General features: G+C 54.9%; 10 protein-coding genes. 3 read left to right on the top strand and 7 right to left on the bottom strand.

The window, feature by feature from the left end; translation table 11 throughout:
• The first annotated feature begins 141 nt into the window (after positions 1-141).
• Positions 142-756 carry a DUF3455 domain-containing protein gene (locus tag DFER_RS07930; RefSeq protein WP_015811105.1) on the top strand — a complete coding sequence of 205 codons (615 nt, stop codon included), beginning with the start codon at positions 142-144 and terminating at the stop codon, positions 754-756.
• Here the strand turns inward: DFER_RS07930 and DFER_RS07925 are convergent, their stop codons facing one another.
• On the bottom strand, positions 757-4,857 hold the full coding sequence (locus DFER_RS07925) for a response regulator (RefSeq protein ID WP_015811104.1): 4,101 nt from the start codon (positions 4,855-4,857) through the stop codon (positions 757-759).
• Positions 4,858-5,079: 222 nt separating this feature from the next.
• On the opposite strand from DFER_RS07925, the gene DFER_RS07920 reads away from it, so the two are divergent.
• Together DFER_RS07920 and DFER_RS07915 are read left to right on the top strand one after the other, a co-directional pair.
• Positions 5,080-7,212, top strand: a complete 2,133-nt coding sequence (locus tag DFER_RS07920; RefSeq protein WP_015811103.1) for a sensor histidine kinase — start codon at positions 5,080-5,082, stop codon at positions 7,210-7,212.
• Between the two features lie 67 nt (positions 7,213-7,279).
• Positions 7,280-8,635 (top strand): hypothetical protein, encoded by a 1,356-nt coding sequence (locus DFER_RS07915; protein ID WP_015811102.1) that lies wholly within the window; start codon positions 7,280-7,282, stop codon positions 8,633-8,635.
• A 17-nt stretch (positions 8,636-8,652) separates the two neighbouring features.
• Here the strand turns inward: DFER_RS07915 and DFER_RS07910 are convergent, their stop codons facing one another.
• The 6 genes from DFER_RS07910 to DFER_RS07885 form a co-directional block, all read right to left on the bottom strand.
• Complete coding sequence (locus DFER_RS07910; RefSeq protein ID WP_015811101.1) at positions 8,653-11,367, bottom strand: substrate-binding domain-containing protein; 2,715 nt, start codon at positions 11,365-11,367, stop codon at positions 8,653-8,655.
• Between the two features lie 53 nt (positions 11,368-11,420).
• Positions 11,421-12,923 carry a glycoside hydrolase family 32 protein gene (locus tag DFER_RS07905; RefSeq protein ID WP_041736111.1) on the bottom strand — a complete coding sequence of 501 codons (1,503 nt, stop codon included), beginning with the start codon at positions 12,921-12,923 and terminating at the stop codon, positions 11,421-11,423.
• A gap of 79 nt (positions 12,924-13,002) precedes the next feature.
• Positions 13,003-14,715, bottom strand: coding sequence for a RagB/SusD family nutrient uptake outer membrane protein (locus DFER_RS07900; RefSeq protein ID WP_015811099.1), 1,713 nt, complete (start codon positions 14,713-14,715; stop codon positions 13,003-13,005).
• A 20-nt stretch (positions 14,716-14,735) separates the two neighbouring features.
• Entirely contained in the window at positions 14,736-17,903 is a 3,168-nt protein-coding gene (locus DFER_RS07895) for a SusC/RagA family TonB-linked outer membrane protein (RefSeq protein WP_015811098.1), read from the bottom strand.
• Positions 17,904-17,939: 36 nt separating this feature from the next.
• The gene (locus DFER_RS07890; RefSeq protein WP_015811097.1) at positions 17,940-18,857 is read right to left on the bottom strand and encodes a carbohydrate kinase family protein; all 918 of its coding nucleotides are present in this window, start codon (positions 18,855-18,857) and stop codon (positions 17,940-17,942) included.
• Between the two features lie 15 nt (positions 18,858-18,872).
• Positions 18,873-20,207 (bottom strand): sugar porter family MFS transporter, encoded by a 1,335-nt coding sequence (locus DFER_RS07885; protein WP_015811096.1) that lies wholly within the window; start codon positions 20,205-20,207, stop codon positions 18,873-18,875.
• Between the last annotated feature and the right edge of the window lie 178 nt (positions 20,208-20,385).

Raw genomic sequence — 20,385 nt, 5'->3', positions numbered from 1 at the left:
ACCTGAATGAGCCTGCGGCAGCGCCGCGCATAACTACCTGGATATGCATCCTGATTACAAGCCTGGCCGCACTTGGGCTGTTTAGTTTTGCACGCGGTCAAATCCAGGCCGTCACTCAAATCATTTTTATTACAAACAGCTATGAAAAAAAGCACATTGCTCCGCCGCAGCGGAGGCCTTATCACGTCCATGATGCTACTGGCATTTTTGAATGCCTGCACCGATCACCAGGACCCCGGGCCGGTGACGCCCGCAAGTCATATTCTTGACAGCGAAAACCTGCCGATACCGGCGGCATTCACGCTTCCTTCCAATCCAAATGGCTACGAGCGCGTGGCTACCTATTATGCGGTGGGTGTGCAGAAGTACAAGGCGCAGGTGAAGGCGGGTACCAGTCCGTTCGCGTACGAGTGGGTGTTCGTGGCGCCCGAGGCGGAGCTTTACGATGCCTCTGACGCCGTGATCGGGACGCATTTCGCAGGTCCCACGTGGAAAATCGCAGCCACAGGCCATACGATCCGGGGCCAGGCATTCAGTCCGGCGAAGACGCACTCGCAGGACCCGGGCAGCATCGACTGGCTGTTGCTGAGCAACAAAGCAGGCGAGGAACCGACCGGCATTTTTCAGGGAGTAGGTTACATTTTCAGGATCGCGACCACGGGAGGCCGTGCACCGTCCGCACCTCCGACCGATCCCACTGCCACGGCCGATGTGCCCTACACCGCCATTTACCGGTTTGTGAAACGGGTTCCGTGATCACATTTCTTTTTGGGAAACCCTTGCTGCGTATTCTGTGGGGGTTTCGCCAAATTCTTTCTTGAAGCTCTTGCTGAAATACGATTGGTCACTAAATCCGACCGCATAGCCGATCTGTGTGATCGTATCGGCCTTCTGGCGGATCATTTCGGCGGCTTTCTGAAGGCGCAGGTCGCGGATGAAATCGTTGGGGGCGAGGCCGGTGAGCGCTTTCAGTTTCCGCAGCAGCTGCGTGCGGCTCAGGCTCATCTCTTCCGCCATTTTTTCGACTGAAAACAAGGCATCCTCCATATTAGCCTCCACAATTTCTTTGGCTTTCATCAAAAACTTGTCGTCGAGGGACATTTCCCCGGCAGAGGTAACGTGTACCCGGATACGTTCACGGTAGCGCTCCGCGAGTTTTTTCCTGAGTTCGATCAGGTTGGCGACGCGCACGGTGAGTTCTTCTACTGAAAATGGCTTGGTAAGATAGTCGTCCGCCCCGGTTTTCAGGCCGTCGATCCGCGACTCCTGGCCGCTTTTGGCCGTAAGCAGGATTACGGGAATGTGGCTCGTGCGTTCGTCGGATTTAATGCTGACGGTGAGCTCCATACCGTCCATCCGGGGCATCATGAGGTCGCTGATGATCAGGTTGGGCAATACTTTTCGGGCCCATGATAACGCTTCCTGGCCGTCCGCTGCTTTGAGAACGGTATATTGATTTTCCAGCAGCGAAGCCATGTAATCGCGCAGTTCGGCATTATCCTCGGCAATGAGCACCGTCTCCCGCGAAGGGCGGCTGTGCGGCGCGGGCTCTTTTACGGTGCCGGTTTGGGATTTTGTGCTGAGCGGTGTTTCGCGCTGTGGATGAGCAGGTGTTTCAGCCTGCGGATGAATCGGGGTCTCTGCCATAAATGTGTGAGTCATAACGCTTGCGGGCTGCGTCCACTCGTTTTCTTCAAGGCCGGCTTCCATGATCTGCGCGGCGTCGTAGGCGTCCGCATCCACGGGCACCTCGATGGAGAAAACCGAACCTTTGCCCACCTCGCTTTGCAGCGAAATCTCTCCTTTATGCAGCTTCACAAGCTCTTTCGCGAATGCGAGCCCCAACCCCGTGCCTCCGTCGTGATTTTCGGAGGTGCGCCTGGCCTGGTAAAATGATTCAAACACCTGCTTCTGCTCTGCCGGCGCAATACCAGGACCGGTGTCGGCCACGGCGATGTGCAGGATCTGCCTGCCTGCACGCGGAGTTACTTGCGCTTCGAAACGGACCGATCCGCCTGCCGGTGTGAATTTGAATGCATTGGAAAGCAGGTTGATAATCACCTTTTCCAGCTTGTCTGGATCGAACCAGAAGTGGCCTTCCGGCACGCCGACGGTCGTTGTAAACGAGATGCCCTTATGCTGCGCAAGGGAATCGAAAGAAGAGGACAGTACGCCCAGGAACCGGCGCAGGTCGCTTTTTTGGATTTGCAGCTCCATTTTACCGGCTTCGAGTTTCGAGAGGCTGAGCAGCTGGTTCACCAGCTCGAGCAGCCGGTTGGCATAGCGCTTCATCATGAGCAGTTTATCCTGGGCTTCGGGTGATTTCTTGTTCAATTCTTCTTCGAGCGGTGCCAGGATGAGCGTGAGCGGCGTGCGGAATTCGTGGGAAATGTTGGCAAAAAACCGTGATTTGATACGGTCCATTTCTTTCAGCTCTTCCGTTTGGAGCATGATTTTTTCCGTGCGCTCGCGGACGGTGTTTTCCAAAACAAGCTTCTCCATTTGCAGCTTCCGCTCACGGAACCGCACCAGCAACACCCCGAACCCGCCCAATAGCAGCGCGTAAACGGCATAAGCCCACCAGGTGCGGTACCAGGGCGCCAAAATGGCGAAAGCCAGCCTGGCCTCACCTCCCGCTTCTCCATATACGTTCCGACCGCGCACGCGGAACACGTAGCGGCCCTCGGGTAGATTGGTGAAATCGACAAACCGCTCGGCGGACCACGCCGACCATTGATCGTGGAAGCCTTCGAGAAAATACTGGAATTGATTTTTGGACGAAAGGTCATAAGCCGGCAACGCAAACCGAAACCGCAGCCGGTGCCCGTAGGCAATTTCCGGCGCCCCGTCCCGGAAGCCTACAAGCGAATCCTGATCGATGGTAACCTGCCGGATAAGTGTTTTAAAGTGTTGATTAACAGTAGTTTTTAGGTTTCTGTTAAAAAGAGCCAACCATTTGTTCGAGCCAAAGAGCAGAAAGCCGTCGCCATTGTCGTGTACCTTGGAAATGAGCGCATCGGACAGCCTTCCCGAAACCGGTAACCTTTGCAACCGGCTATTAGCATACCCAAAAACCTGGCTCTGGTAGTTGTGGTACAATGTGAACCACATCGTACCATCCCGGCCCGCGATGATTTCATTAATCCACCCGCCCTTGTAAGGCGCTATGCCTGCCGTGAGCGCCCGATCTACCTCGAATGCCCGTTTGGCTGGGTTATAGCGGTGCATGGCCTCGTCGGTGGAGGCGTACACCGTGTTGCCGACCTTTTCCAGCCAGCGGATTTTGTTGGACGACAGCCCGTTTTCAGGCCCGTGGTGAATGAGTTTGAACGGCTCCGCCAGCGTGTGCTCGCGGCCGGGCGTTTGCCACACGATCTCATAAATGCCATTGCGGCGGCTGTTCAGGAAAATGGTGCCGTCGCCGGCCCGCGCGAAGCTTTCGGAATAAAATTTCATATCGTCGCGCCGGTCGCCCTGTATCCATTTGCCGTCGCGGAACAGTAGCTCGGTGAGGCCGTTACCTTCCAGTCCTACGAGTAAATGCCCGGGCATCTCCGCCGACCGCGACTCCTCCACGCGTACCACGTTTTCCTTCGCGATATGCGACATTTGCCCGTTTTGGTTCAGTACAAAAACGCCGTCGTAGTTGGATACGAGCATTTCGTTGCCGTAGGTCTGGCAATGCATGGTGAGGTTGTCAATCCCCGCGATCTTTTTGAAATAGGGTTTGGCAATCCCTTGTGAGGGCTGGCTGGTCAGTTCGAACAGCCCTTTGCTGTTGGTCGTGAACAGCTTGCCGCCAAACACCTCGATGTCCATCGGATTCTCGTCCAGGCCGTGGTTTTCGTTCAGCACCCGCAGCGACGAACTGATTTCCAGCCGACTGATACCATTATCGGTGGCAAGCCAAACGTCCTTTTCCGCATCCTCAAACACCGAGTACACCGCATCGCTCGACAGGCCTTCCTTCCGGCATATATTGTTGCGGATCGTGCCTTGGCGGTCCATGATGTAAAATCCCGAACCTGTGGTGGCCAGGGCATAGTCGCCATTGCTGAGCTGCGCGCTGTGGTACACGGCGTCCCTAATCCGCACCCGCTCGCCGTCTTTCATGAACGGCGCCAGTTTGGTCCCGTCGTAAATGTAGAATTCCTTGCTAAGGCCCACTGCCAGCAGCTGGCCGTTTTCGTAGGGCAGCAATCCTGTGAGTCCCATTCCTTTGAATGCCTCTCCGCCTTCAACGAGTTTCAGCGCATTCTTTTCTTTTCGGAACAAACCCTTTCCGCTCACGCTCACATATAAAGTATCCCGGATATACCACGCAAAACCGAGCGCGCCGATGTCGCTTTTCCAAACCTTGAATTTCCCCCCGGCGAATTCGAGAATGTGCTGGTCGCAAACGAAATATACCGAGCCTTTGCCTGCAAATGTGAACCACACATTCCCGAAATTCCGGTCGGCGGGGCTGAGCATGGCTTTCAGCGAACGGAACACCGTTTTATTTTGGCTGTTGGCCGCGAGGTAACCCACTTCTCCCGAACCGCCCACGTAAATGCGCCCCTGCGGGTCCTTCGCGAGCGATCGTACGGGATTGCCCTCGGTGGTAGGCGTGAGCTGCCAGGATGTGCCGTCGTATTCAAGTACGCCCGAATTATTGGCCGCGTACATGATGCCGTTGTTGCCTTGCACCAATGCCCAGTTCTGGAAAGCGGCCTTGTAATCGTCCGTGGAATAATTGGTGATGAATGGCAGGCTTTGCTGCCAGATTTTCGCGAGTGGTGACGCGGGCTTCTGGGCGGCCAGGTTCAGGCTGAATGCCAGCACAAAGAGCAGGATGGCCGGGTACGAAGCCTTCATCAAGTTGAGTGATAGTTGGATATAAGTAATAAAAGTATTGTATTTCACCAATAGCTGCAAAGTGCGGCCGCCTGCCTGCGGGGGAACTTAGTTAACGGGGTAGGCACGGTATTCATGCGATTGAATTTTTTCTACATTTCAGCGCGTAAATTGTGTGTAGCTTTCTGCTTACTTTCAATGCGGATCCCCGGGGCAATGTGCTGAGTTACATGAACAAATGCGATGAAACGCAAAGGCGCCGGTGTGTCCGAAGGTCACTATGAGCAAGAAACCGATTTTGAAGCGATGAATGAGCTTTATCACCTGTCTACGCGTTGTTTTCCGGGCACACTCGTCCTGATCGTCCTGTTCCTCGCCGGAAGTTTGGCGGGGTGCCGGAAGTCGCCCGAAAACGATCATGAGGCGGAGTTAAAAACGTGGATCGACAGTCTCGACCGCAATTCGCGCAAGATGGGTATCCCGCAAACCATCGCCCGGCTCGATTCTTTCGTGACGACGCTAGACAATAAGGACATTCACGACAGCATTGCCTATTATAAATTCATGAAAGTGCTCAGCCACCGCGATTCTACGATGGCGCGCGCGGCACTTCTCTATACCGACAGCCTGCTCAGGCTTTTCGCCTCCGTACACGTACGCGAGCAGAACCCGATCGACTATTCAAAGGCATTGCTTCTCAAAGGCGACGACCTGCTGAAACAGAAGGAATATTATCTCGCCTATCGTAACTATTACAAAGGAAAATCGTTTCTGACGGCGCAGGGAGAGATCTGTGAATGCGCCCGGTACAGCAGCAGGATCGCCAATATTTCGTTCAAAGAAGAAAACTACAACCAGGCGATCGAATACTGGAAACAAGAGCTGAAAGAGCTGTCCGAATGCACGGAAGTGGATAATTTTCAATTGGAATTTATTGAAAAACAGGGCAGTATGCGGAATATCGGCATGGCATACCTGCGCCTCAACGAGCCCGGGAAGGCGCTCGAATACTTCCGCCAGGCCAACCGGTTCATTGCAGCCACAGAGGCCCGGTTTCCGAGGGAAAAAAACTTCATCAGATTTGCAAGGATAGTCATTTTGAGGAACGAGGCCGAAGCCTATTTGCTGAAAGGCGACACGCGCACCGCCGAAAGGCTCATCAAAAAATGCCTCGAACACGACCCGGACATCGACTGGTCGGTGGAAGTGGAACAGGAATCCCGCCAGCTTCTGGCGCAGATTTATATCAACAAAAAGGCTTACGGGCAGGCCCAGGAACAACTCGATACGCTCCAACGCCTGGGCACGGGCTCGGGCGACGCGGCGAGATCTTACCGGACGATGCAGGCGTCGATCTGGCTTGCGCGCGGCGAATTTGAAAAAGCAAGCAGGCTGCTGACGGATATTCTCGAAACAGACCGCAAGCAAAAACTGCAAAGCAATGCGGAAGCCGGTAGCGACGTGGGGCAGCTGCTGCAACAGATCCACCACGAACAGGAAATAGAGCTGGCGCGCGAAAAGGATGCCCGCGAAGACCTGTTCCTCCAATTCGCGATCCTGATCGCGATCGCCATGAGCGTGATCGTGTACCTGATCTGGCGCAATGCCCGGAAAAACGCCGCCAACCTCCGCGCGGTGACTAACCTGAACGGCATTATTACGCAAAGCAACATTGCGCTTCAGGACACGGTGAATGCATTGGAACAGGCTGAAATCGAGAAAGAAAGCCTCTTGCGGATCGTGGCGCACGACTTGCGGAATCCCATTGCCGCGATGGTCTCCGGCTCCGATATGCTGTTCTGGGACCAGGTGCCTACCGAAGAGCAGGCGATGATCATCGACGCGATCCAGCAATCGGGCCAGCTGGCATTCGGGCTGATCGGGCAGATACTGCAATCGAGCCCCGACCGGAAGAAGATCATCAAAAACCACGAAGATCTGGCCGAAATCGTCCGTTCGTGCATTGATATGCTCAGCTACAAGGGCAGGGAGAAGAGGCAGACGATCTACTACGACTACGATGAGGCGCTTGTGCCGGTGGACCGCGAAAAGATCTGGCGGGTGTTTTCCAACCTGCTGAGCAATGCGGTCAAATTTTCGCCGGTGGAAAGCGCCATCCAGGTAAAACTCCGGAAAAAGCCGGATTCGATGCTGCTGACGATCCGGGACCACGGTATCGGCATCCCCGAAGACCTCAAAGGGCATATTTTTCTCAACTCTAACGATGCCCGCAGGACCGGCACGGCGGGCGAGCAATCTTTCGGCATCGGATTAGCGATTTGCAAGCAGATTGTGGAGGCACATGAAGGCAAAATATGGTTCGAATCAGCGGGCGGCACGGGAACTACTTTTTTTGTAGAGTTACCTGTTAATTAATTTATTACATTAGCTTGAAATTACCCGAGGTTACAAAGTACGCCCGTAACAAACCGCTCTATAAGTCATGAAAACAAACAGCTACATTTTAATTTTTCTATTCGCGCTTTTGCTGGCCTGTAAAAAGGATAAAGATTTAGTCGAATTCGCGCCGAAACCCGAGCCCGGGCCAACGGAAGTGCTGACGGTGAAAGATTTTTTGCAAAAGCTGGATGTGACGGGCGCTGCGAAAATTGAATACGATTCGCTGAACAAAAGCTTTATGGTGAGTTTGCCGGATCAATTTAATGACGAAGAGGCGGAGGTGAAGTTAACGTTGCAGCGTGACATTTTTTTGCTGGATAGTCTTGGAGAAAAATCGCCCGAATCGGTAATCCATTATAAATACAGCGCCACGGGCCCGCTGCCATTGCGGCTGATCGATAAGGCCGGTAAAAATGATTTTCTTGCTCATGTGTATTTCAATTTTACAGGCACGCCGACGATAGAACTCCTTCAAAAAGAGATCACTTTCAATTCCTGGGGCGTGAAAATTCCGGCCCGCTTTTCTGCCCGCACAGGCAGCATACCGCGCGCGCCCGGGCAATGGGGCGGCATTACGGCGAAGTTTACCAATAAAAAAACCGGCTTTTCGACCGAAGCGGAAATCGGTGATTTCGAAACAACGATTGGCTTTATCGGCGCAAGTAATTTCGTTTCCGACGACCTGTTTACATTAGAACTCAAACTGTTCAATCATAACCCCGTTATTTTTGAAGGAATAAAATTCATTCGCGGATTACCCAATATTTTCTTCCAGCCTTCTTACAAATACGACTTCAAAACGAGCGATACGATTAATATTTCCGGCGGCTATTTTTTGCCGGAGGCCAAATACAAACTGACTTTTTCCAATGACGACATGGCGCGACCGGTGACGGCGCAGGTTGCCGTGCGCGATTCCAATTGGTTGAGGGTCGATAAAATTCCCGCAACGCTTTCCGAAGGCAGCTATCTAGTGTCGGTTTATGAAAACGATAGATTAATTGGAAACGGAAGTATCAGCATTGCAACCGGCAACTTGCAGGCCATCGAAACGATTTGGAAAGGTAATCCCGCGGGCGCTGTCGAGCGCAATACCAACCGGCCCGTTTTGAACCGCGGCGAGCAATTCAATGCCAAACCATACCCGATTTATTACGGTATGCGGGATTCGGATTTTAATGTAGCCCGGCTGCCGCGGTTGACTTTCGCATCGGCCGCCAAAACGGTGGACATCAGCCCCGAGCTGGGCGTCTATTCGTGGGGCATTGCGGGCGTTTACATTGGTTTTGGTAAATACAAGGTGCCCAACGACCTGCCGCCCGGCCTTTACACAGTAACCGCCACCTTCCCGGACGGTGGCAAGACGAAGCCGTACTGGTCGCGCATTGAGGTAAAATAGCCGCTCGCGCCGTACCGCTAGCTTCTGACCATCCGCCAGTCTTTCGGCGACACACCGAAATGGGTTTTAAAAACAGTGGAAAAATAGCTTTGAGAAGTAAACCCGGTCTGATCGGCGATTTCCGCCATGGTCAGGTCGGGATTGCGGAGCAATGTGCAGGCTTTTTCGAGCCGGAGGTTCAGAATGAGCTCGTTGGTACCGCCGCCGAGCAGCGCCTTCGTTTTGCGGAACAGCTGCACGCGCGATAGCCCCAGCGCTTTCCCGAGCGATTCCACCGTCAATGCAGGATCGTCCAGCCGCGCAATGATCAGCGCGCGGAGCTCATTCACGAATTTTTTATCAAGCCGCGAGAGGCCAGCTTCGGCCTCTGCCACGCCCGGACCGAAATGCGTGTTCCGGAGCAATTGCCTGTTGGCGAGCAGGCTGGCGATGCTTTCCTGCAAAAACTGCGGGCTGAACGGCTTCGTGATGTACATATCCGCGCGCGCCTGCATGCCTTCCACCTGCTGTTCGGGCGTGTTTTTGGCGGTAAGCAGGATCACCGGGATGTGCGACGTCCGCAAATCCGATTTCAGTGCAGCGGTGATTTCGAGGCCATCCATGCCGGGGAGCATCACGTCGCATACCACCAGGTCGGGCACGGTTTCGAAGCATTGGTCGAGCCCGGCGCGGCCGTCGGTAGCGGTGGAAACCTGGTATTGGTCCTGCAAAAGCGCGTTGACGAATCCGAGCAGATCTTCATTATCCTCGATCAGCAGCACCGAGGGCAGGTCGGCAGGGAGCGGCTGGGCAGGCTGGGGCTCCGGTTCGTTTTGCACGGCGGTCCGGCCGAATGCCGAAGTGATGGTGGCGGCGTCGGCCAGGTCTTCCGGCTGGAAATGCGCCTGGCCTAGCGGCAATGTTACCGTGAAAATGGCGCCCTCGCCCTTTTTGCCGTCTGCGGCGATCGTTCCCTGGTGCAGTTCTACAAACTCGCGCGAGAGCGGCAGGCCCAGTCCGGTGCCTTTGGTGGAGTTTTTTCCCTGGTAAAACATCTCAAAAGCCCCGGCCATGTCCGCATCGCTCAGCCCCGAGCCATTGTCCTGCACGCTGACGACGACATTTTCCCCCGCTTGCGAAATATGAATGTAAATGCGGCCCCAGTCGGGCGTGAATTTGAATGCATTGGAAAGCAGGTTGAAAAACACCTTATCCATCATATCGCGGTCGAACCACACTTCCAGCGCGGGCAAGGCGGTAACGAGGCGGAAATCAATGCGGCGCTTGCGTGCAACCTGATCGAACGGCAACATGAGCTCGCGCACAAACGCCACCATATCGTTGCCCGAAACCTGCAAGCGGATCTTGCCGCTTTCGATCTTGCGGAAATCCATGAGCTGATTGACCAGCCATAGCAGCCGCGTAGCATTTTTCTGAACCAGCGAAAGGTTTTTCCGCACAGCCGGAGACTCGTTCTTTTGTCGCAGCAGCTCTTCCACCGGCCCGAGGATCAGCGTGAGGGGCGTCCTGAATTCGTGGGAAATGTTTGTAAAAAACCTGAATTTCGACTCGGTCGCTTCCTGCGCCTTCTCCGCAATATCCTGAATGCGATTGCGCTGGACAACGATTTCTTCATTTTTGGAATTCAGCTCGCGGTTGATCTTCTTGTTCTCGATCAGCGAATACAATGCAACCGAGCCGAGGATGATCGACACGATAAACAGGCCCGTCATCACGTATAACAGGCCGCGCTGGGTTTGGTAAATTTCCAGCTGTTCGTCAATCCGCGCCTGCTGCCGCTCGATATCGTTTTGCTGCGAAATCATCTTGTCCGTCTGCATCTTGATCATCCGCACGTTGGACGAGTCGATAATGGCCGTTTGCAGCAGGTTTTCTTTTTGGTAGGGTTGTTTTTGAAGGATATTCATCGCCACGCGCGCCGCTTCCTCGCCGCCCGTGGGGTAAAGGGCCGTGGCGGTAATGTGGCCGTCGTACACCATTTGAATATCGCCGAATTGCCCGGGCAGCCCGTCGACGCCGATCACGCGGATCTTGCGGTCGGGAAAAATATCGTTGCAAACCTCGCGGGCACCCATTGCCATCACCTCGTTCTGGGCGAATATCAGGTCGAGATCGGGGAAGCGGGGCAGGACTTTTCGCAGTTCGCTTTTGGCAATGTCCTTCTGCCACTGGCCGTTCAGCGTGGCTACGCGGCGGATGCTCGGGCGGGTTGCGAGGGCGTCCACAAGGCCGCGGTGGCGGTCGGAGGCAGGCGAGGAGCGGGGCAGGCCGGTAATCTCGATCATCTTGCCGTTGCCGCCCAGCAGCGCGGCCGCGTATTCGCCCACGGTTTTGCCTACCTGGTAGTTGTCGCCGCCCACATATGCCGTGTAATAGGGTGAGGATGTGCGCCGGTCGACCACCACTACGGGAACGCCCTGCTTATAAGCCTTTTCGATCACCGGTGTGAGCGGGTCCGACTCGTTCGGCGAGACGATCAGCAGGTGAATGCCGTTTCGCAGCAATTCTTCGATCTGCTTCACCTGGACAGCGCTGTTCGCGTGGGCGTCCCTGAAAATCAGTTTCGTATTATTGTGGAATGCGAGTTCGCGTTGCATACCGTCGAGCATGGCCCGCCGCCATTCATCGTCGCCGGTGCATTGCGAAAAGCCGATCACATACGCGTCCTCCTGTTTCCCGGCACAGCCTGCAAACAGCGTGAGCAACAGCAAAGCGATCAGCGCAAGTCTCATTTTTCAAATATAATACAATTAAACGCGGCCGGGGAGCGGTCCCCGGTCGTCGGCTATTCCATCGAGGGTTTTAGGGTACTATACTGTAAATCCTTCACCTGAATGCCTTTCACCGACTTGATACTCAACTCGGAAAGCGGAGTTTCGGGGAAGAAGATGTCCGTCATCACCGTGAGCCCGCCGTCGGCGAAAACCTCAACCGATGCCACATCTGCCACAAGCGTGAAGTCGATCTTGCCGTTTTTGGATAACCTCGGGGCAAAGTGTTTTTGTGCAAATCCCGCTTCAAAATCCGTCTTGCCCGACTTCGACCGATCGATATAATATTGGTTGCTTGCCTGGTCGTAGCCAATCAGCAGCTCATTACCGGCCTTATTGGACAGTACAAGTTCAAAATCGGCCACCGAGGCGGTCTCAAAATCCAGCCGGAAAAGCCCCGAGGGGTTGCCGCTTTTAGGGGCCAGGTTCACCGGTGCTTTCGCGGCCATATTTTGTTTGGAATAACCCCCTTCCTCAATGGCGTCCAGTTCACGTGCCGGTACGGACGTAAGGTACAGTTCCTTGTCCACGGCCGTGAGCGCGAGCTCGCGGGAAATGGTGTTGGCACTGCGCCACGGGTCGGTAGGCACCTGGTTTGCATATTGCCAGTTGCTCATCCAGCCCATGAGGAGCCTGCGGTTGCCGGTGTTAGAAAACGTAACGGCGGCATAATTATCGGTGCCCCAGTCAAGCCATTTGGTTTTGCTGGAATTCGCCGTAAATGTTTTGCCGTCGAAATCGCCGAGGAAATACTGCCCGGCCGAGCCTTTATTCGGGCCGCCGGGGTTGATATTCACAATCAGCACCCACACCTGCTTGCCTTCGTGCATGAGCGGGAACAAGTCGGGGCATTCCCACACGCCCCCGTGCGCGCCGGCGTTGGCGCCAAACTCGCTTTCCTTCGACCATTTTTTGAGGTCGGGCGAGGAGTAGAACGTAATGCGGTCTTTGGTAGCGAGGGTCATCACCCATTTCTTTTGCGGTTCGTACCAGCACACTTTCGGGTCGCGGAAGTCGGTAATGCCCGGATTCGGAAGTACCGGGTTGCCGCTGTATTTCGTCCAGGACTTACCGTCGTCGAGGCTGTATGCAATGCTCTGGTATTCGTGGAGGCCGGTTTTTTGCTTTTCAATCACCGGGTTATGGTGTGTAAATATGGCCACCAGCGGCGCCTTCCCGTCTTTCCCGAAGCCGGAAGTGTTGTTGACATCCACCACGGCGCTTCCCGAGAAAATGTAGCCGAGGCTGTCCGGGTATAGTGCAATCGTCTGCTCTTTCCAATGCAGCATATCCTTGCTCGTAGCGTGGCCCCAGTGCATCGGGCCCCACACTTTGGCATCGGGATAATACTGGTAAAACAAATGGTAGGTGCCGTTATGGAACACCATCCCGTTCGGGTCGTTCATCCAGTTCGCTTTGGGCGAGAAGTGGAACTGCGGACGGTACTTTTCGGGGGTTTCCTGCGCGTGGGCGAAGTTCGTGGTTAGTAACGCCGCCAGTATTGTTAGTTTTTTCATATTTATGAATTTGTCGATCATGTTTTAGTTGTCAGCGGACCGGTAAACCTGAGCGGGCCGATTCGTTCAGGCTGACATATTAATAACCCGGATTCTGAACATAAAGCCCTTTCGTAAAGCTGATCTCCCGCTGCGGAATGGGCAGGTACTCATCCCTTCCCGCAGTGAATTTCGCAGTTGCCAGGAACGGCCTTCTTACTTTTTCTTTTTCAAGATACGCATTCAAAGTTTCCGCTGCGACACCCCAGCGCACAAGGTCGAAAAAGCGCGGGCTTTCCGTCGCGAATTCAAGCCTTCTTTCCCAGCGCAATGCTTTCCGCGCATAATCCTGCGTCCAGCCGGAAGCGGCATATTCCTTGATATTGTATTTCGAAGCAAAGCTGCCATCCGTCTTTTTCAACCGCCCGGTGCTGGCCGCGGCGCGCCTGCGGACCTGATTGATGAGCGGCAATGCCAATGCCTGCTGTCCCAGCTCGATGTAAGCCTCGGCCTGCATCAGCAGCACATCGTCGTAGCGGATAATGTCGATGTTTTTGGAACTGCCGATAAATGGCCCTTCTTTATGGTACGACGGGCTGGTGGCCAGTTGCTGCTCTTTCATGGTGTGGAAAAATCCGTACACGCCCGGATCGCGCACCCAGGCGTTGCTGAATGGCTTCGTGGCGTCGTATTTGTAAGGGTGGCCATCAATGCCGATGGTGTGGTCCACGCGCGGGTCGACGGTTTCATTCGCGAAATCTACGTTTTTATCATTGAATGTCTCGAAAAGCGGCAGACCGTTCGCGTCCGTGCGGTAGGCATTGGCGAGGTTCTGGCTCGGCTGGTGGAATCCGCAGCAGCCGTATTGCGGCGCGCCGTGCGGGTAGTTGAGGCCGGTCACGTAGCTGAGGCGGCCGGCAGCCGTGCCGTCATTGATCGAGTACTGAATGGCGAAAATGGATTCAGGGCCGTTCTCGGTTTCGGCAATGAAGTTCTCCGCAAAATCGGGTTGGAGGCTGTATTGGCCCGAGGCGATCACCTGCTGCGTGAGCGTCACTACTTCCTGCAAACGGTTTTTGTTAATGCCCGTTACTTGATGGTTCGCATCCTGCTCGTAAGCCTGGAAAAGGCGCAATTTGGCCAGGTAAGCCGCTGCCGACAGCTTGTTCGCGCGCCCGACCTGCGCCTGTTTCTGCGGAAGGTTATCGACGGCAAACTGAAAATCTTCCCCGATTTTATTCCAAAGCTCGTCATGGTTATACCGGACGTTGGACTCTTTCAGAATGTCGTCGCTCGATAGCTTCTCATCGATATAGGGGATGTTTTTAAAAAGCATTTTGAGCATAAAATGCGAATGCCCGCGCAGAAATCGCATTTCGGCCATGCGCGTGGTGCGCAGCGGGAACTCGGCCTCGGTAATCCCGTTGAGGCTGTTGAGCGCCGCATTGGCACGGGAAATCGCTTTATAGAAATTCTCCCAGGTGTATGGGTGCATCATCCCGAAGTCAGGCCGGGTGAGGTTGTAATGCTCGTAAAAATCCACTTCCGCAACGTCCGACACGCCGCCGCCACCCTTGTAGGCGTCGTCGGACCGTACGCTGCCGTACACCCACATGCTGGTCATCGGGCCGATCATTTCGTCGTTGCCGATGCCCGCATAGGCCGCGGTAACCAGCGATTCGGCCGCCGAGGCGGATTTGATATTTTCCGACGACAGCAGCCCTTCCGGCTGGTAATCTAGGAAGTCGTTGCAGGAAGTCCCGATCAGCATCGTCCCGCTGACCATCAGACCGAAAATATATTTGCGTTTCATATTCAATGCGCGTTTACGGGTTAGAAAGAAATGTTCAAACCAAAAGTGAATGTCCTCGGAATGGGGATGGCGTTAATGTCCGTCCGCTCGGGATCGGGGCCGCTAAACTGCTTGGATTTGATCAGGAACAGGTTTTCGGCCATCAGGTACATCCGCACACGTTGCAGTTTGATCTTCTGGACCAGCTCGGAAGGGAGCGCATAGCCGAGCTGAACGTTGCGCAGTTTGAAATAGGAAGTATTGACATTGAAATAATCCGAAGACCGCGTCTCGTTGTTCGCGTCGGACAGCGACAATGCGGGGATTTTGGAGCCGGTATTCGTCGGCGACCAGGCATCGAACACACCCGGGCCTACATTTTCGCGGCCGCGGACGAAATTGTTGTAAAAAGTATAAATGTCGAAACCCTTGCGCCCGGCGATCCCCGACCCGAAAACGGCCAGGTCGAACGACTTGTAAAATGCTTCCACTTTCACATTGTATTCGAATGCAGGCAATGTAGTGCCGAAAAACACGCGGTCGAGGTCGTCGATGCGCTTATCCCCGTTGGTATCCACATAGCGGATGCGTCCCGGGCCGGCGCCCACCTGTGCGGGAGCGGCGTCCACTTCGGCCTGATTTTGGAAAAGGCCATCGGTTTTATACCCGAACAAATCGAACTGGGAGTGACCGAGGATCGTCTGGACCGCGTTGCCGGGATAAGCGGCGCGCACTTCTTCGGGCAGCTCGGTGATCCTGTCACGGAAGCGGCTCACGCCGGCCATGATATTGTAGGTAAAATCACCTTTCGGACGGGCATAGTAGCCGGCTGAAAACTCAAAACCCTTGTTGGACTTGGCCGCGCCATTGAGTACGCGCAGCTGTCCTTCGCCTACCGCAGAGGCTACCGGCGGTGTAATGAGAATGTCGCTGGTTTTGCGGGTAAAATAGTCGAACGAGCCCTGGATCATCCCCTCGAAAAGCCCGAAATCGAGCCCGAAGTTGGCCTCATCGGTGGTTTCCCATTTCAGGTTCGGATTGGCACCCTGGATGGACACGAAGCCGGAAGGCAGGTTGCCGGTGTTGGCGCCATTGAGGTCGTAGGCGGTGCCAATGTTGTAAAACTGGTCGAAAAAGCTGTTATGCCCATTCGGGAATTGCGATTGCCGCGCGCCGTAACGTGTATCGTACAACCCGAACCGCGCGAGGTCGCCGATCTCCTGGTTACCAACCCTGCCGACGCCGGCGCGTAGTTTCAGATTGCTGATTTTGGTCACACCTTTGAAAAACTGCTCCTTATCAATGCGCCAGCCCACCGATGCCGCCGGGAAAATCCCGTAGGCATTCTCCGACCCGAAACGCGAGGAACCGTCGCGGCGAATGGTAACGGCCGCCAGGTAACGGTCCGAAAAGCCGTAGTCGATGCGGGCGAATTGCGAAAGCAGCCTGCTGCCCGAGCCTGTGCCGGTTACGTTGGTATTGCCCGTGCCTGCATTGAGAACGAAATAATCCTTCGTTTGCACGGCGAAGCCTTCTTTGCGGGCTATTTCAAAATCGGAATCGTTTTTAATGGCCTCGATCCCCGCCAGGAATTTGAAATGGTGGCTGCCCAAATCGAGGTTATAGCGGGCGGTGTTCGACCAGGTAATGCTCAGGTAGCGGTTCTGATCGATCGTCAGGCTGTTGTTGGGACGGCCGAATGAGCCTTCTTCAAAGGATTGTTCGATGTTTTTGAACCGGAAAGCCGCATTGTCGGCGCCCAGGCTGGTTTTGAGGAAGAAATTTTTGAGAGGCTGAATTTCCACAAACACATTCCCGAACAGCGTAAGCCGGTGTGCATTGTCCCATTTGTTGATCTCCTGCATGTGCAGCGGGTTGTTTCGGTCGGAGTAGCCCGAGCCGATGGCGCCGCCCCACGAACCGTCTTTGGCATACACCGGAATGGTGGGCGCGAGGGTAACCGCCAGGCCGGGCGTGGCCGCGCCGCCGATGTCGGTGGAAGCGAGCGTTTCGTTCGACGAGGCGATCTGCATATTCGCCCCGATTTTCAGCTTGCCGTCGAATGCGCTGGTGAGCCCGTTGATGCGCCCGCTGAATTTGTCGTAGTCGGTGTAGCGCAGCATGCCTGTGTTTTTGTAATAGCCCAGGTTGATTTGCAGGGAAGAGGTGCCATTGCCGCCCGATATTGTGAGCTCGTTATTGGTTACAATGCCTGTTTTGTACATTTCCTTCTGCCAGTCGGTGTCGCCGGCGGGCATATTGGCGTCGCCGCCCACGAGCGGTTGTACTTTCACGCCGTTCAGGATCGGGTTGCTGAAATCCTTGTTCCAGTCGAACTGATACAACGCTCCGTAGCCGTCCTCGGGGTTTACGCCGTCGTTCACCGACGCCCGCCACAATGCCCGGCCTCGATCCACCGCATTCAGCATTTTAAACCGCGCATACTTCTCCGATTGTGCCGAAATGCTGGTGTTGAAATCGATATTGATCTTTCCATTCGTGTTCGAGCCGTTTTTAGTTGTGATAATAATCACCCCGTTGGAGGCCCGCGAACCGTAAATAGACGATGCCGAAGCATCTTTCAACACCTGAATCGACTCAATTGAATTCGGGTTCAGCCCCTGGAAAACCTCCGGGCGTTTTGTGGGCACACCGTCGATGATGTAAAGCGGATCGGTATTGCCCAGTGTGTTGGCCCCGCGGATCAGGATGCGGGAGTTGGTACCATTGGGCGAGCCGGTTTTTTCAATGTACAAACCCGGCACGCGGCCCTGCAAGGCCTGCATCGGGTTACCGGAGCTGATGTTTTTCAAAGGCGCCATGTCCACCACGGCGATGGCGCCCGTGAGGTCCTCTTTTTTGGAAGAAGTATAACCCACTACCACTACTTCGTTGAGGCTTTTCTGGTCGTAGTCGAGGGTAATGTCAATGACCGTCTGGTTGCCCACTGCTACTTCCTTCGTTTGCATGCCAATGTAGGAAAATACCAAAGTCGCATTCGCGGCAGCGCCGGGCGTAATGCTGTAAGCGCCCGAAACGTCTGTGACAGCGCCATTCGAGGTTCCTTTTTCGAGGACATTCACACCGGGAAGCGGCTCGCCGTCGGTACTTTTGACGACGCCCCTGACTTGCGCCCTGTTTTGCGCGTGGCCGGGCAGGTTCACCACGCAGGCAACCGCGAGGGCTACCAGCAGTAAAACTTTTTGCATAAGGGTATTGATTAAAAAGGGTGAGTTGGAAGAAAATCAGTGAACAGCCGCTTGCTGCGCGTGTACGAATTTCCGGACGTCCTGCTCTCCGAACGGCGGCAGTGCGCCCGGCTTGCCGGCCACGAACGCACCGGCGGCACAGGCAAATTCCAGGGAATCGGGTAGGGCATGGCCGGTGGCGATCTGGTACAGGAATGCGCCCAGGAACGCGTCCCCGCTGCCGATGGTATCGGCCACTTCCACGGCAAAGCCGCCATGCCGGTGGTAATCGCCATGGCTCGTGAGCACCATCGCGCCCTCGGCCCCGCAGGTGAGTACGAGCATTTGGAGCCTGAAACGGTCGACGATAAACGCCATCGCCTGTTTTTCGTTTTCAAATGTCGTAAGCCAGCCCGTCACTTCACGAAGCTCGTGCTCGTTCATTTTAACGATTTGTGCGAAGCCGAGCAGTTCGAGCACATGCTCGGGTGTGTAGTGCGGAGGGCGCAGGTTTACGTCGAATACCCTTACGGGCGCATTGCCGGCGCCAGTGTGCGCCAGGTAGCGCAGCAGCGTGTCGCGCGAGGTGCGGTCGCGGGCGGCGAGGGTGCCGTACACGAGAAAGTCGCTGATGGCCACCTTCCCGGCGGCAGCGGCATCGAACTGAATATAGTCCCAGGCCACGGGATGCAGGATTTTGTAGGTCACCTCATTGCTATCGGACACGTTGGCTTTGGCAATACCGGTCAGGTGCGTTTCGCCGGTTTGCACCCATTGCGTGTCCAGGCCCTGCTGCGCCATGAATGCGAGCAGCCCGGCGCCGAGCTCGTCGTGGCCCACGCGGCTGATGAACGCGACGTCCATGCCGTAGCGCTGCAAATGTGCGGCGACGTTCATGGTGGCCCCGCCGGCCAGGCGCGCGTCGGGCAGCACGTCCCAAAGTACTTCTCCGAAAACCGTCAGTTTTGGTGTCATATCGTTTGCGTTGAATTAGTGGAGAATCAATGTTTTTTCAATTTGTTCGAGCGAAGTTCCCTTGGTTTCGGGCATGAGTTTCCATACGAAAACCAGTTGGAGGACCATCATTCCGCAGAAGATCATAAAGGTGTTGCCGCCGCCCAGCGTTTCGGCGATGTAGGGGAATGTGAATGCGATCACCGCCGCCAGCAACCAGTGCATGAAGCTGCCCATCGACTGCCCCGCAGCGCGCACCTGGTTGGGGAAAATCTCTGAAATAAATACCCATATCACCGCGCCCTGCGACAATGCGAAGAAGGCGATGTAAATGAACAGGTACACCGGCACCGCGTAGCCGCCGAGGTTACCGCTGTAAAACGCCTGCGCCACCAGCCCGAGCGTGGCAATGAGCCCGAACGAGCCGATGAACATCAGCGTGCGGCGGCCGAAACGGTCGATAAGGTTGATGGCGATAAACGTGAAGCAGAAATTGACCAAACCCACGCCCGCCGACGACAGCAATGCAGAGCTTTTGCCCAAACCGGCCATTTCAAAAATCCGGGGCGCGTAGTAAATGATCGCATTAATGCCCGACACCTGGTTGAAAAACGCGAACAGCAATGCCAGCAGCACAGGTAATTTATATTGGGAGGAAAAAATGGAAATGCTGCTGCCGCTCACCTTACCTGCATTTGCCGAGTTTTGAATGTCGGCCACAATGCCGCTCACGTCCAACCCGCCATTGGCGACGGCCAGTATCCGCCGTGCTTCGTCCACGCGGCCGCGTTTCACGATCAGCCACCGCGGGCTTTCGGGTACGAAAAGGACGGCTACCAGGAAGAGCAGGGAGGGGAATGCCTGCACGCCCAGCATCCACCGCCAGTCGTTATCGCCCATGCCCACGAGCAGGAAATTGGAAAGGTAAGCGACGAGAATGCCCAGCACAACATTGAACTGGAACATCGCCACGAGCCGCCCGCGGGAATTGGCCGGAGAAATCTCTGAAATGTACAGCGGCGCGGTAACCGACGAAATACCCACACCGATGCCGCCCAGGAAACGGAAGATCAGGAACGAAACCCAGTCGGAAGCGAGTGCGGAGCCGATGGATGAAAGCAAATAGAGGATGGCAATGGCAAACAGCGTATACTTGCGGCCGTAGCGCTCGGAAGGGATCGCGCCGGTGAGCGAGCCGAGCACGGTGCCTATTAATGCGATGGATACCGTGAACCCGTGTTGTACCGTAGTGAGGCCCCACAGTTGCTGGATCGATTTTTCGGCACCGGAGATCACCGCCGTGTCAAACCCGAATAAAAAACCGCCCAGCGCGACTGTGAATGCCCAGAAGATTACCTTTTTGCTTGTCATGATTTTGGAATTAATTTCTGACGAAGCTACCGGCTCTCCGGGCAAACTGTTTTAGAATGCGTATCAAATGTTTTTAATTTTAAAATCAGGAGAAAATATGGCTATATGTATTGATTATCAGGGTTTTGTATTTTGATGTCATTAGGCTGTTTTCAATTTTGTTTCATGATTTTTTAAA

Source organism: Dyadobacter fermentans DSM 18053 (genome assembly GCF_000023125.1).
GTDB lineage: Bacteria > Bacteroidota > Bacteroidia > Cytophagales > Spirosomataceae > Dyadobacter > Dyadobacter fermentans.
This window is presented reverse-complemented; position numbering and strand designations above follow the sequence as displayed.